The sequence below is a fragment of the Streptosporangium sp. LJ11 genome, from assembly GCF_051918945.1.
GTDB lineage: Bacteria > Actinomycetota > Actinomycetes > Streptosporangiales > Streptosporangiaceae > Streptosporangium.
The window spans coordinates 369,391-384,136 of record NZ_JBPXMB010000001.1 but is presented as its reverse complement, the minus strand read 5'-3'; the positions used below and the strand labels follow the sequence as shown (position 1 = coordinate 384,136).

Genomic DNA, 14,746 nt, shown 5'->3' with positions numbered 1-14,746 from the left:
AGTCAATCGGTCATTTCGGACGCTGTCCTAAAAGGGGTACCTGTCCATAAATGGATGTCTTTCAGGTCCATGAGCGACTTATTGCCGACTATGACCGTTTTACTACCTCGCTTGTGCACGTGCGCGACGAACGGATCGCCCGGCACCTGAAAGACGAGCAGGCGGCGCGGGTCCGGTGGCCGCACCCGTGGGTCTCCCTGAACCCCAGCTTCGCCGCCGGTGGCACGATCTCCGAGCTGGTCACTGCGGAGATGCTGCACCCGATGTGCGAGCAGCTCTTCAGGATCAAGACGGATGGGAACGATCCAGGAAGCCGGCCTCTCTCCCTCCACCGTCACCAGCGCGAGGCGGTCGAGGCCGCCCGCGACGGCGGCAGCTACGTCCTGACTACCGGAACAGGCTCCGGTAAGAGCCTCTCCTACATGGTGCCGATCGTCGATTCCATCCTGCGCGACCCCGAACCGGGACGGGTCAAGGCGATCGTCGTCTATCCGATGAATGCGCTGGCCAACAGCCAGCTCCACGAGCTGGAGCGCTTTCTCGAATGGGGGCTCCCCAAGGACGCGCGGCCGGTCAGTTTCGAGCGCTACACCGGGCAGGAAGACCTGGAGAAGCGCAACCGTATTCTGGCCCGCAAGCCCGACATCCTGCTCACCAACTACGTGATGCTGGAATACCTGCTCACCCGGCCGGAGGAGCGCCGCAACCTGATCGGCGCGGCCCAGGGCCTGCGCTTCCTGGTGCTGGACGAACTGCACACCTACCGGGGGCGTCAGGGAGCCGACGTGGCACTGCTGGTCCGCCGGCTGCGCGACGCGTGCGCCGCGCCGAACCTGCAGTGCGTGGGCACCTCGGCGACGATGGCGACCGGCACCTCCTTCGAGCGGACGCGGCAGGTGGTGGCCGGCGTCGCCACCCGCCTGTTCGGCACCGAGGTCACCTCCGACCGGGTGATCGGCGAGACGCTCGTCCGTGCCACCCGAGACGGTGTCCCCACCTCCGCCGAGCTCGTCGCGAGCATGGCGGCGGCCGGTGGCGATCGCTCGTACCAGAAACTGGTCGACGATCCGCTGGCCACCTGGATCGAGTCGGAGTTCGGACTCGAAGCCGAACCGGAGAGCACCCGGTTGATCCGCCGCCACCCGGCCAAGGTCGCGGACGTCGCCGGGGAACTCCACGCGATCACGGGCCAGGAGCGGGAAGAGTGCACGGCGGCGATCGAACGCCTCCTGCAGGAAGGGGCGCGAGCCCCGCACCCCGAAACCGGTAGGCCGCTGTTCGCGTTCCGGCTGCACCAGTTCCTCTCCAAGGGAGACACCACCTACGTCAGCCTGGAGCCCGAGGACGTCCGGTACATCACCAGCCAGTACCAGGTCAGCGTCCCGGGACAGCGGGAGAAGATCCTGCTGCCGCAGGCCTTCTGCCGGGAGTGCGGCCAGGACTACCTCGTCGTGGCCAGGGAGAAGGGCGGTCGCTACAGCGCCCGCCAGGAGGCGAACGTCGCCGGCGGCGACGCGGTCAACGGATACCTCTATCTCAGCAGCGGGCACCCCTGGCCGGCCGATCCGGTGGGGGAGGGCCGGTTGCCCGACTCCTGGCTGGAGCCGGACGCCGACGGTCGCACGCAGGTACGCCCGTCGCTGAGCGACAGGCTTCCTCGCGAGGTGTGGCTCGGCCCCGGCGGTTCCGAGGTCCCCACCGGCGAGGGAATCCAGGCCTGGTACCTGCCCTCGCCGTTCCGCTTCTGCCTGCGCTGCCGGGCGGCGTACGAGCAGACCCGAGGCCGGGACTTCGCCAAGCTGGCCACCTTCGCGACCGAGGGCCGCAGTTCGGCGGTGTCGATCATCAGCACGAGCGTGGTGCGCAGTCTCCGCGAGCAGAACGAGAAGGGGCAGCTCGACGACGAGGCCCGCAAGCTGCTCACCTTCGTCGACAACCGGCAGGACGCCAGCCTGCAGGCGGGTCACCTGAACGACTTCGTCCAGGTGACTCAGCTTCGCGGCGCGCTGTACCGGGCGGCGCGGGCCGCGGGCGAGGATGGGCTGCGCCATGACGAGGTGGCCCAGCGGGTGGCCAGAGCCATGGAGTTGCCGCTGGCCGCCTTCGCCCAGAACCCCGAGGTGAAGTTCGGTCAGAAGGAGGCGGTGCTCAAGGCACTCCGCGGTGTCCTCTCCTATCTGATCTACCTTGACCTGGAGCGCGGCTGGCGGATCACCATGCCGAACCTGGAGCAGACCGGCCTGCTGCGCTTCGACTACGTGGCGCTGGACGACATCGCCGCCGACACCGAGTACTGGGAGAGGACGCACCCGGCGCTGCGGACCGGAGATCCGGCCCACCGCGCGGATCTGGCCCGCATCGTGCTGGACGAGATGCGGCGGGCGCTCGCCGTCGAGGTGGAGGAGCTCACTCCCGAGGGATACGAGCGGATCCAGAAGCAGAGCGGCCAGAACCTCACCGGGGTGTGGGCGCTCCCCGAGGGCGGCGGCCGTGACAGCGCCCGTACTGTCTTCGCCCGACCGGGACGTCCGGGGGAGAGCCGTGACCGGGTCAACTTCACCGGCCGCTCCGCGCTCGGCAACTACCTCCGCCGGGCGGGGATGTTCCCGAACCACCCGCACCGGCTGACTGTCGACGACGCACAGGAGATCATCGTCGATCTGCTCTGGGCACTGGAGAAGTACGGCCTGCTCACCGAGGTCCAGGAGGGACGCGACGGGGCGAAGGGCTACCGCCTGAAGTCGTCCGAGCTGATCTGGCGGGCCGGAAACGGCAGGACCGGCGCCCCCGACCCGCTCAGGAAGACCGTCGACCCGGAGGTCGGCACCCGGATCAGCGAGTTCTTCAAGGATCTGTACGCGGAGGTCGCCACCCGCTTCGCCGGCATTCACGCCGCCGAGCACACTGCCCAGGTACGGGCACAGGACCGCCAGGAGCGCGAGCAGCTGTTCCGCGAGGGGAAACTCCCGCTGCTCTACTGCTCGCCCACGATGGAACTCGGTGTCGACATCGCCACCCTGAACACGGTGGCGATGCGCAACGTGCCGCCGACCCCGGCCAACTACGCGCAGCGCTCCGGCCGCGCGGGCCGGAGTGGCCAGCCGGCGCTCATCACCACCTACTGCTCTACCGGCAGCCCGCACGACCAGTACTACTTCCGGCGCAGCCACCTGATGGTCGCCGGGAGCGTGCAGCCGCCCCGGCTCGACCTGACCAACGAGGACCTCGTGCTCTCCCACGTCCACGCCATCTGGCTGGCCGAGACGGGCGCGGACCTGTACAGCCAGATGACCGAGGTGCTCGACATCGCCCAGCTCGACACACTCCCCGTCCGGAAGAATCTCCGGCTCCAGCTCGCCGACGACCACGCGGTACGCAGGGCCGTACCGCGCGCGCGGCGCATGCTCGACACCATCGCCAAGACCGAGAACCTGGAGCAGACCACCTGGTGGGACGAGAACTGGGTGGAGCGGAAGGTGCGGGGCGCGGCCGAACGCTTCGACGCCGCCTGCGGCCGGTGGCGCGACCTGTACCGCGCGGCGATCGCCGAGCAGGCCGAGCAGAACCGCCGCGTCCTGGATCACGCCTCCACGCCCGACGCCCGGAAGCGAGCGCAGGGGCGCCGGATGCAGGCGGAGAACCAGATCCGGCTGCTCAAGAACGAGGACACCGAGCAGCAGTTCAGCGACTTCTACACCTACCGCTACTTCGCCTCCGAGGGCTTCCTGCCCGGTTACTCCTTCCCCCGGCTCCCGCTCGCCGCCTACATCCCCGGCCGCAGACAGCGCGGCAGCTATGTGCAGCGTCCCCGGTTCATCGCGATCGGCGAGTTCGGCCCCGGCGCGCTGATCTACCACGAGGGACAGCGCTACCAGGTGGCCAGCATCCAGGTCCCGGCCGGGGAGTCCGGCGACGTGGCCACCGCAGAGGCCCGGATCTGTGCCGGATGCGGCTACTGGCACACCCGCGAGGCAGGGGTGGACAACTGCGATGAGTGCGACGCCGAGCTGGGCGGCTCCCTCGCCGGCCTGATGCACCTGCAGACCGTGCACACCGTCCGCCGCGAGCGCATCTCCTCCGACGAGGAGGAAAGGCGCCGCGCCGGGTTCGAGCTCGTCACCAGCTACCGGTTCAGCACGCACGGCACCCGTTCCGGCCGGCTCCAGGCCGATGTGCGGGGGACGGGCGGATCGCTGGCCGAGCTGGTGTACGGCGACACCGCCACCGTCCGGATCATCAACAAGGGTGGTAAGGGGCGCCGCAACCGCAACGACGTCGGCTTCTGGCTGGACCCGGTCCGCGGCCGATGGCTCAGCGAGTCCAAGGCCACCGAGCGCACTCCGGAAGACCAGGGGCTGACGTCGACCGAGGAGGCACAGCGCGTCCTGAAGGTCGTCCCGTTCGTCGAGGACCGTAAGAACATCTGTGTGATTCGGCTCGCCGGGCAGGTGCCGGAGACCGTGGCCACCACCCTCCGCTACGCGCTGGAGCGCGGCATCGAGGCCGAGTTCCAGCTTGAGGACGCCGAGCTGACCAGCGAACCCCTTCCCGACCCGGCGGGGCGCGGGCGGATGCTGTTCATCGAGAGTGCCGAGGGCGGTGCCGGCGTGCTGCGCAGGCTGCACGACGAACCAGAGGCGTTGCGGCAGGTGGCCCGCAGGGCACTGGAGATCATTCACATCGACCCGGACAGCGGCGAGGACCTCGACCACGCCCCCAACGCCAAGGAGCGGTGCGAGCGAGGTTGCTACGACTGCCTGCTCTCCTACGGCAACCAGCTCTGGCACAGGGCGATCGACAGGCTCGCGGTGGTGGACCTGCTACGGGAGCTGGCGGCCGCGGTCACCGAGCGAAGCGGTGGCCACGCCTCCGTGGAGGACCAGCTGGACGCTCTCAGCGACTCCGCTGGCAGCGAGCTGGAACGCCGCTTCGTCGGCTTCCTGCGGGAGGGCGACTACCGCCTCCCCGACGGAGCCCAGGAGCTCCTGTCCGACGCTAGGGCGAAGCCGGACTTCGTCTACCGAACCAAGGCCGGGAACGTCGCCGTCTTCGTCGACGGACCTCATCACGACGACGCGTACGTCACCGAGCGCGACATGCGGGCCGAGGACCGGCTCATGGATCTGGGCTGGCTGGTCATCAGATTCCGACACGACGAGGAGTGGGGCGAGATCGTGCGCAGGTACCCGAGCGTCTTCGGCACCGGACGGGGCACCCGATGAGCTACGACGTCGGCGCCCTGGTAGCCGCCCGGGGCCGCGAATGGGTCGTCCAGCCCGGCAGCGGCGACGATTTCCTGCTCGCCCGGCCGCTCAACGGTGACACCGACTTCGAGGCATGCCTGTTCGCCGACGAGGTCACCGAGGCGACCTTCCCGCCACCCAGGCCCGAGGAGGTCGCCGACAGCGTCGCCGCTGGACTGCTCCGGACCGCGCTGCGCATCGGCTTCACCTCCGGCGCCGGGCCGTTCCGCTCGTTGGCCTCCATCGCGGTCAGTCCGCGCCAGTACCAGCTCGTCCCGCTGCTGCTCGCACTGCGCATGGAGACCGTACGGCTGCTGATCGGCGATGACGTAGGCATTGGCAAGACCATCGAGTCCGGCCTGATCGCCAAGGAACTGCTGGAGCGCGGCGAGGCCACCGGCTTGACCGTACTCTGCTCCCCGGCTCTGGCCGAGCAGTGGCGCGACGAGCTGCGCGACAAGTTCGCCATCGAGGCGACCCTGGTCCTGCGCTCCACTGCCAACCGGCTGGAGCGCGAACTCCGCCATGACGAGACGATCTTCGACAAGCACCGGTACACCGTGGTCTCCACCGAATTCATCAAGACCGACCGCCGCTATCAGCAGTTCGTCCGCACCTGCCCGGACCTGGTCATCGTCGACGAGGCCCACACCTGCGTGTCGGCCGGATCGACCGGCAGGCAGAGCCAGCTCCGCTACCGGCTGCTGGAGCAGGTCGCCGCCGATCCCGGACGGCACCTCATCTTGGTCACCGCCACCCCGCACAGCGGCAAGGAGGACGCCTTCCGCGACCTCATCGCCCTGCTCGACCCCACGCTGCGCAACGTCGACCTGGAGAGCGTGAAAGGTCGCGAGCACTTGGCCACGCACTTCGTACAGCGCCGCCGCCGCGACATCCGCAAGTTCCTCCGCGAGGACTCCCCCTACCACCAGGAGACACCTTTCCCGCAGGACCGGCACATCCGCGACGTCTCCTACGCGCTGACCGGCGAGTACGGCAGGCTCGCCCGCAAGGTCCTCGACTACGCCCGCGAGACGGTCCGCAAGCCGGGCAGCGGGCTGCGTCAGCGGGTGTCGTGGTGGTCGGCCCTCGCGATGCTGCGCTCCGTCGCCTCCTCCCCGAGGGCCGCCGCCGCCACGCTCGTCACCCGGTCGGCCACCATCCGAGCCGAGACCGACCGGGAGGCCGACGAGCTGGGACGCTCCAGCGTGCTCGACCTCACCGACGACGAGGCACTGGAGGGCATCGACGCGGCGGCCGGCGGCCTTGCCGAGGACGACGAGACATCGGCGGAGGCCAAGCAGCTCAGGCGGTTGGCGTCGGCCTTCGCCGCGATCGAGGGCCCCTCGGAGGACGCCAAGCTCGCGGCGCTCATCGACGAGGTCAAGTCGCTGCTCGCCGACGGCTACGACCCGATCGTCTTCTGCCGGTTCATCCCCACCGCCGAGTACGTCGCCGAGCACCTGGCCAAGGCCCTCGGCAAGAAGGCGCACGTCCGCCACGTCACCGGGCGCCTCCCCCCGGAGGCCCGCATCGAGGCCATCGACGCCCTCGGCGCCGAACCCGGCCGGCACGTGCTGGTCGCCACCGACTGCCTGTCCGAGGGCGTCAACCTGCAGGAGCACTTCCAGGCGGTCGTCCACTACGACCTGGCCTGGAACCCCACCCGGCACGAACAGCGGGAGGGCCGGGTCGACCGGTTCGGCCAGCGCAAGCAGATCGTCCGTGCCGTCACCATGTACGGCTTGGACAACGGCATCGACGGCGTGGTGCTCAACGTGCTGATCCGCAAGCACCGCGCCATCGCCAAGCAGACCGGTGTCGCCGTCCCCGTCCCCAGCGGTGGAGACGACGTGATCAAAGCACTGATCGAGGGCCTGCTGATCCGCGGCGACAACGACCAGGACCAGCTCGACCTGGACTACGGCGTCACCAGGACCCGCGACCAGATCCACCGGGCCTGGGAGAGCGCCGCCGACCGCGAGTCCAAGGCGCTCACCAAGTACGCCCACTCCGGCGTCAAGCTCGACGAGGTCGAACGCGAGGTCGCCGAGATCCGCGCCGCCCTGGGCAGCTCCGACGACGTCGCGCGGTTCGCCCGCGACGCGCTCTCCGGCTTCGGCGCGATCATCGACAACCGGGCGGAGGGCTTCGCCGCCGACACCCGGCAACTGCCGATCTCGGTACGGCACGCCCTCGGTCTCAGCTTCAACGGAAAGGCCCCGGAGCTGAACTTCCATCCGGACATCCCGGCACCACCCGGCAGCCACGCCCTGGTACGGACCGACCCCATGATCCGCGACCTGGCCCGGACGGTCCTGGACTCTGCGCTCGACGCGGAGGGACCGGCCGGCCGCTTCGGCGTCGTCCGCACCGACGTGGTCCGCACCCGCACCACGGTGCTCTTGGTCCGCTACCGCTTCCACGTGACGCTGCCCGGCCGGGCCGGGACGCGCACCCTCATCGCCGAGGACGCCCAGGTGCTCGGCTACCGGGCCGCCGAAGACGGGCGCGAGTGGCTGAGCGACGCCGAGGTGTCGGAGGTGCTGACCTCCCGGCCAGAGAACGTCCTGCGGCAGCTCATCGACCGCACCGCACAGCGCGTCGCCGACGAGATCCCTGTCCTCGACGACGACCTGCGTGTCCGAGGAGAGGCCCTCGCCGCCAGGCTCGCCGAATCCCACCAGCGGGTCCGCGGCGCGATCGGCGAGAGAGTGAGAGGACTCAAGGTGACCGCCAACCCCGAGACCGACGTGCTCGGTGTCTACGTCTACCTCCCGACCGGCGGTGCCCGATGAAGAAGTTCGCCTACCTGGCTGTCAAGGTCGAGGGCGGTCTGATCCCGCAGGACGTGCTCTCCCGGATCGGCGCCGCCGACCGCGAGCTTCCCGGCATCCGCCCCGAGGACTACCACCTGGCCGCCTCGGAGCGGCTGGGCGACGCGGCCAGCCGTCGTTGGGAGTATCTGCTCGGCGCCTATCGAGCGTTCCGCGACCGGGTGGACAAATTGCCGGACGGCGACGCCGCCACCACCCCCACCAGGGAACGCTGGCTGCAGGTGCTCCTCGGCGAGCTGGGCTTCGGGCATGTGCCGTACGTCCGGGGCGGCCTGAAGGCGGGGGAGAAGGAGTTTCCCGTCTCCCACCTGTGGCACAGCGTGCCGATGCACCTGCTCGGCTGGAACACCGAGTTGGACAAGGGCACCCCCGGCAAGGCGGCGACCAAGCGGGTTCCGCAGTCGATGCTCCAGGAGTTTCTCAACCTCTCCGACAATCACCTGTGGGGCGTGCTCTCTAATGGGCGGCAACTGCGCATCCTGCGCGACTCCACCACCCTGGTTGGCGCGGCTTACGTCGAGTTCGACCTAGAAGCCATTTTCGACGGCGAGCTCTACTCGGACTTCGTGCTGCTTTACACGCTGCTGCACGCCTCCCGTTTCGAGCTGATCTCCGGCGGCGAATCCGTTCCCACCTGCGCGGACTGCTGGCTGGAGAAATGGCGCGTCTTCGCCGCTGAAACTGGTCTAAAGGCCCGAGAACAGATGCGCGACGGGGTGAAGGAAGCTCTTGAAGCCATAGGCACGGGCTTCCTCATTGCCAACCCTAAGCTCTGTGATCAAATCGAATCAGGCAAACTGGATCGCGAAGAATTTCGCCATGAGCTGCTCCGCCTTGCATACCAGCTTATCTTCATCTTCGTCGCAGAGGATCGAAGCGCACTGTTCGATCCTGCGGCACCACAGGCCGCCAAGGACCGCTACACGACGTACTTCTCTAGCCGTCGGCTACGCAGCCTTGCAGCCCGCCGTTCCGGTGACCGGCACACCGACCTGTGGAAGACGGTAACTACAGTAATCAAGGCGCTCGGCGACGATGAAGGTCTACCTGCTTTAGCCTTGCCCGGTCTCGGCGGCCTCTTCTTTCGTGCAGCTACAGTCACCCAAGTTTTAACCGACGAGCCGCAGCCAGATCAGCTTCTCTGGTGCGATCTGCCAAATAAGGCACTGCTGGCCGGGATTCAGAAGATGTGTACAGTTTGGGACAAAGATGGTCGTCCACGTGATGTCGACTTCCAACACCTAGGCGCTGAGGAGCTTGGCAGTATCTATGAGTCGCTATTGGAATTCGTTCCTTACGTTGATATAGCGACTCAACGATTCAAGTTAAAAGATAAGATCTCCGGCAACGAACGCAAGACCACTGGCTCGTACTATACGCCGAATTCGTTGATTGAGTCATTGCTCGATACTGCTCTTGAACCGATAATCGAAGAGCACGCTAAGTTTGGCAACCCCGATGATCTCCTGAAGATCACTGTCTGTGACCCAGCTTGTGGTTCTGGGCATTTCCTGGTTGCCGCTGCCCGCCGGATAGCTAAGCGGTACGCCGCCTTGCTTACTGGCGAGGATGAGCCGGTGCTGTCAGCAATTCGCGCGGCGATGCATAAGGTCGTCGCAAAATGTATCTACGGAGTAGATATTCAACCTTTAGCTGCCGAACTGGCCAAAATTTCCCTCTGGATAGAGTCCTTAGAGCCCGGTAAGCCATTGGCCTTTCTTGATGCTCATATTAAGGTCGGAAACGCCCTACTCGGTACCACTCCGGCACTTTTAGCGAAGGGCGTTCCAGACGCAGCTTTCAAGGCAATTGAAGGTGACGATAAGACTATTGTTGGCTCGCTGAAAAAGCAGAATGCCAAGGAGCTTGCCGGCCAGAACACGCTTTTTGATGACGGGGGAAAGCGGATCGGGAATCGGGAGTTTGCTGAGAAAATTCTATCTCTCGCCTCTATGCAAGTTTTTCGCGTTACCGATGTCCGTGAGCAGGAGCGTCGTTTTCGTGAGTTCGATACCTCTGAATCCCTTGCTCAGGCACGTCGTACGGCTGATGCCTGGTGTGCTGCCTTCGTCTGGTATAAGAACGCTGCCGCTCCTGATGCCATAACCAGTTCTACAGTCCGGCACTTGAGTAATGGTGGAAATCTACCCGAGTTGGTAGACAAAGAACTAGCAAAGCTCGCCGAGCAGTATCGCTTTTTCCACTGGCATTTGGAGTTCCCTGAGATATTCCGTGTCGGCGAGTCAGGGAACGACATAAATCCAGCGACTGGCTGGGGTGGGGGATTCTCGTGCGTGCTTGGTAACCCGCCGTGGGAGAAGGTAAAGCTTTCTGAAAAAGAATTCTTCGCTGCTCGCAACGAGGAAATCGCCACTGCAGGAAACAAGGCTTCCCGAGATAGCCTTATCAAGGCTCTAGCGACGTCAGCTGATGGGAAGGTGCTTTATCGGGAATTTATCGATGCCAAGCGTCGAGCGGAGGGAGAGAGTCATTATTTGCGTGCTTCTGCGCGTTATCCGCTAACTGCTACGGGTGATGTCAACACCTACGCAATATTCGCAGAAAATAACCGGACTGTACTTCATCCTCGAGGCCGCCTCGGTGTGATCGTTCCAACAGGCATCGCTACCGATGCTACAACCCAGTATTTCTTCAAAGACCTTGTGATTAAGAAATCCCTAGCTTCGCTTTATGATTTTGAAAATGCTAGAGGGATCTTCGCGCGTGTACATCGGAGCTACAAGTTCAGCCTGCTCACCGTTACTGGAGGCGAGGGCGGAGTCGATCGAGCCGAGTTTGCATTCTTCTTGCATGATTCAACTCAGTTGGCTGATGAGGGTAAGCGATTTGAGCTGACACCAGAAGAGATCACATTACTGAATCCCAATACAGGAACATGTCCAGTTTTTCGAACTCGTCGCGATGCTGAGATCACTATCGGAATCTATCGCCGAGTTCCTGTTTTTATACGCCCAACAGAAAAGAGCGGGAATCAATGGAAGGTTTCGCTCATGACGATGTTCCATATGTCGAATGACTCTAGCCTTTTTAGGCCCAGCGAACGGGATGGTGAAACGCTAGAGTCTATGGAACGCGATGGCTGGCAGCTCGAAGGAAATGTTCTTGTTAAAGGATTGGAACGTCTCCTTCCGCTTCACGAGGGCAAAATGGGAAACAAATTTGATCATCGTTCGGCAGAGTTTTTCGGAATGGGAGATACTGACCTGCAGTCGGTCAATCATTTTTTGCCACAAAAGGCTTCTATGCCGAGGTATTGGGTCAGCGAAGCCGTTTTTCAGGAAAGAATGAAACGCCGGACATTCGAATGTAAGACTGCTCTGTTAGGGCATCGCCGTGTTGCTAGAAGCACAGACGAACGAACAGCGATTGCCGCAATTTTGCCGTGGAGCGCCGCTTCATATGGATGGATAATTTCTGCGGGTCCGACTGCCGAAGATCTCGGCATTCTCGGGGTTGTTTATAATACGTTTGTTTATGACTACTGTCTACGTAATGCTTTGTCGCAGCCTTCTGTTCCTCAAGGAACGTCTGAACAGTTACCTATCCCCAAACCTGAAACATTTTTTAGTTCTTCTCCGTGGCAAAAGTCATTGACTCTTCAGAAATGGATACTCTCTCGATTCATCGAGTTAACTTACACTGGGTGGATTTTAGAAGATTTCGCAAAGGAGCTTGAGTATGACGGTGCGCCTTTCATTTGGGACGAGGAGCGGCGAGTGCTGCTTCGCGCAGAATTGGACGCGGCATTCTTCCACTTGTACGAAATTAAGCGGGTTGACGTGGAATACATCATGGAGACCTTTCCAACCGTTAGACGCAAGGATGAAGCAAAGTACGGCGAGTATCGAACGAAGGAATTGATCTTAAAAATTTATGATTCTATGCAAGTCGCTATTGATAGACATCAGCCCTACCAGACCATGATCGATCCGCCTCCTGGAAATGGCTTGCGCCATCCCGAGAATTCCAAATTAGAAAAATAATACTTTTGCAAAAAGATGCCCTGAACTCTACACGCTAGTCGGCACTTGTGGAAGTAAATCAGTTTCTGTGCAATCCGAGTCTCGCCCTCTTTGGGGGTCGACTTTTACCCGGAGAGGTCCGGCAGTGAACGACGTCACCCCAGAGTTGGCACTACAGAGAACATTAGATTCCAGAATTGATTTAGATCGATATAAGCACTCCAAGCGGCTGCTATTTGCCGCACAAATTCTATTAGGAATAGAAGATATCCACACTGTCGCTGCGGATGCCCTTACCGATGCTCCAGGAGATCGCTCATGCGACTTTCTTTATGTGGATCGAGATGCTGGGGTGGTCGTTCTAGCTCAGTCCTACGAAGCCCTCCAAAGAAAAACAGTTGCTGAGTCAAAAGTTCGAGACCTGAATCAGGCAGTCGATTGGCTGTTGACAAAAGAACTAAAAGGTCTTCCTGTTCGGCTTAATTCAGCGATTTCGTCAGCTAGGTCGGCTATCGAAAACGGAGAAATTCGGCACCTTAAGATCTGGTTTGTTCATAATCTCGAAGATCAGCCGCAGATTCACGAGGCGTTAACCGGGGCTAAGGATGCTGCAAGCAATGCCCTGAACTCGCTTTATTCAGATGTTGCGCCAGAGATTAGCGTTGAAAGCCTAGAAGTATCTCTGCCCCAACTCGCTTCATGGTATCGGAGCTATGAGTCTCCGATTGCCGTGAAAGAAGTGATACAAATTCCTTGGAACGGAGGACAAAGAATCTCCGGCCCTGGGTGGGAAGCAATTCAAACTAGCGTGCCGCTAAGCTGGCTCGCAGGGCAATATTGGTCATACAAAGAAGCGCTTTTTTCGGCCAATGTACGAGACTACCTAGGGCGAATGAATCGTGCAAGCAATATAAATAACGGTATTCGGGTAACTCTACAACAGGAGCCTGAGAATTTTTTCGTCTACAACAATGGCGTTACTGCTTTGGTCGACGATTTTGAGATAGACGATGAAGATATCCTGATCATCAAAGGAATCTCCATCGTCAATGGCGCTCAAACCACGGGCGCTCTTTCCGGAAGCGGAGACGCTAATTTAGAGAAGGCGCAAGTAGGTATTCGGTTTATTAAGTGTCGCGATCGGTCGGTCGTTGAAAAAATAATAAAGCTCAACAATCGACAGAATAGCGTATCGGTTGAAGGGTTTCGCAGCAATGATCGAACTCAGCAGCGACTCGTAAAAGAATTTTCGAGTCTAGGTATCTCGAATTATGTGCGTCCTCGCCTAGGGGGTAATCAGGACGCGATCCGTCGAGTAGATAACGCAGCCATTCGAGCCACTTATGCAGCACGGGCCCTCGCTTCATTCCACGGCGATCCCGTGACTGCTCACAGAAATCCCTCCTCTATATGGGATTCCAACTCCCTTTATAGAAAATATTTCAACGAGGATATAACGGCGCGTCATTTTCTGCTTTGCTGGGGGGTTGGGAAAGCCATAGAAGAACGCCGATTAGAGCTTCAAAATTCTTCTCGTTTGCAGGGCGGAAAACGCAAGCAGCTTGACTATCTGGGCTGCCAAGGTGCCACGTGGCTCTTGATCGCAGCGGCATCAAGCTGCGTGACGTCGCATCTAAATGAGCTTCCAAAAAATTTATTTCGTATCGAGTTAGCGGACCCAGTTGGTCCTGATGAGGCTATTGCCTTATGGCGGCCAATGGTTAAGTGTTTAATCCCTTTCGCCCCCGAGCACTTGCAGCCATTAGTGTCTCAAGCCGTGCGATGGAATTTGGCTCAACAAGGCGAGGTTATCAAAAAATTTGAGGCAGCGGCCCAACCGGTGTTAGAGGATGTGGATGACCTATGGGATGCTTTCAAGGAAGCAATACAAGTTCGACCCTAGTGGTAAGGTAGATGCTTTATGTGACCGTAATGCTGAAGAGTCAGTTTGCATGCGGTGCGCTGCTCTTGTGGGCCTGTCAGGGGTGTGGGCTTCTGGAAATCACAGACATGGGTGTTGAAATGGTTCTGGGTGATGAGCGACCGAAGGGCTTGGCTTTTTATCTTCAGAAGGAGAATTAAGCACGTAGGGCAGAGCGGTGGGGAATGGGTGCTGGTTGTCAGGGTGGGTGGGTGGGCAGGGCGAAGGTGACGGCCTTGGCGGGGGCGCCGGTGGTGAAGGTCGTGGTGGCGTAGACGTGGCAGTGGCCGTGCGAGAGCTGGTGGGCCAGGAGCAGTCCACGGCCGTTCTCGGCGAGTAGTGGCAGGCCGAGCTCGTCCACCGAGCGGAGCAGGTTGAAGATGATGCCGACCTCGTGCAGGTCGGGATCACCGTCGGCGATCTCGCACCAGGTGGGGGTGGCATCCACGCTGATGATGCGCAGCTCGTAAGGCGGGCGGGCGTGCTTCTCGGCATTGGCGGCGAGCTCGGCGACGACGAGTTCGGCGTCGGAGATGGCATCGTCGTCCAGGCCGTTCTCCTGGAGCACTTCGCGCAGGATGGCGCGGGCTCGGCGGGAGGCCGAGCCTGGCTGGAGAACCCTGATCATCACCCGGACGTCACCAGGCTGCTCTCCAGTGGTATGCCGCATACCGGGGTGATCGGGGACGGCGTCTGGAGGAAGATTGCCGGCTGGCCGCATGGAGCTGCTCCGTTCGCTGTCGGTGACGGTGCACAGCAGGA

The 14,746-nt window shown here is 62.1% G+C and carries 5 protein-coding genes; 4 read left to right on the top strand and 1 reads right to left on the bottom strand.

Annotated features, from left to right (window positions below; translation table 11 throughout):
• The first annotated feature begins 119 nt into the window (after nucleotides 1–119).
• From ACTOQ3_RS01770 to ACTOQ3_RS01755, 4 genes are all read left to right on the top strand, one after another.
• Nucleotides 120–5,222 (top strand): DEAD/DEAH box helicase, encoded by a 5,103-nt coding sequence (locus tag ACTOQ3_RS01770; RefSeq protein WP_440081596.1) that lies wholly within the window; start codon nucleotides 120–122, stop codon nucleotides 5,220–5,222.
• A complete protein-coding gene (locus ACTOQ3_RS01765; RefSeq protein WP_440081595.1) occupies nucleotides 5,219–8,041 on the top strand; it encodes a helicase-related protein in 2,823 nt (940 codons plus the stop codon). Before ACTOQ3_RS01770 ends, ACTOQ3_RS01765 begins: the two co-directional genes overlap by 4 nt.
• Complete coding sequence (locus ACTOQ3_RS01760) at nucleotides 8,038–12,084, top strand: Eco57I restriction-modification methylase domain-containing protein (protein ID WP_440081593.1); 4,047 nt, start codon at nucleotides 8,038–8,040, stop codon at nucleotides 12,082–12,084. Before ACTOQ3_RS01765 ends, ACTOQ3_RS01760 begins: the two co-directional genes overlap by 4 nt.
• Nucleotides 12,085–12,208: 124 nt before the next feature.
• The gene (locus ACTOQ3_RS01755) at nucleotides 12,209–13,966 is read left to right on the top strand and encodes an AIPR family protein (RefSeq protein ID WP_440081592.1); all 1,758 of its coding nucleotides are present in this window, start codon (nucleotides 12,209–12,211) and stop codon (nucleotides 13,964–13,966) included.
• 217 nt (nucleotides 13,967–14,183) lie between these two features.
• Here the strand turns inward: ACTOQ3_RS01755 and ACTOQ3_RS01750 are convergent, their stop codons facing one another.
• Nucleotides 14,184–14,612: an ATP-binding protein gene (locus tag ACTOQ3_RS01750; protein WP_440081591.1), complete on the bottom strand. Its 429-nt coding sequence runs from the start codon at nucleotides 14,610–14,612 to the stop codon at nucleotides 14,184–14,186.
• Nucleotides 14,613–14,746 lie beyond the last annotated feature (134 nt).

Bases quoted from the DNA above. Each gene is read 5' to 3' on its own strand.
- ACTOQ3_RS01760 (WP_440081593.1), top strand. From the start codon at position 8,038: ATGAAGAAGTTCGCCTACCTGGCTGTCAAGGTCGAGGGCGGTCTGATC.
- ACTOQ3_RS01750 (WP_440081591.1), bottom strand. From the start codon at position 14,612: ATGATCAGGGTTCTCCAGCCAGGCTCGGCCTCCCGCCGAGCCCGCGCC.
- ACTOQ3_RS01765 (WP_440081595.1), top strand. From the start codon at position 5,219: ATGAGCTACGACGTCGGCGCCCTGGTAGCCGCCCGGGGCCGCGAATGG.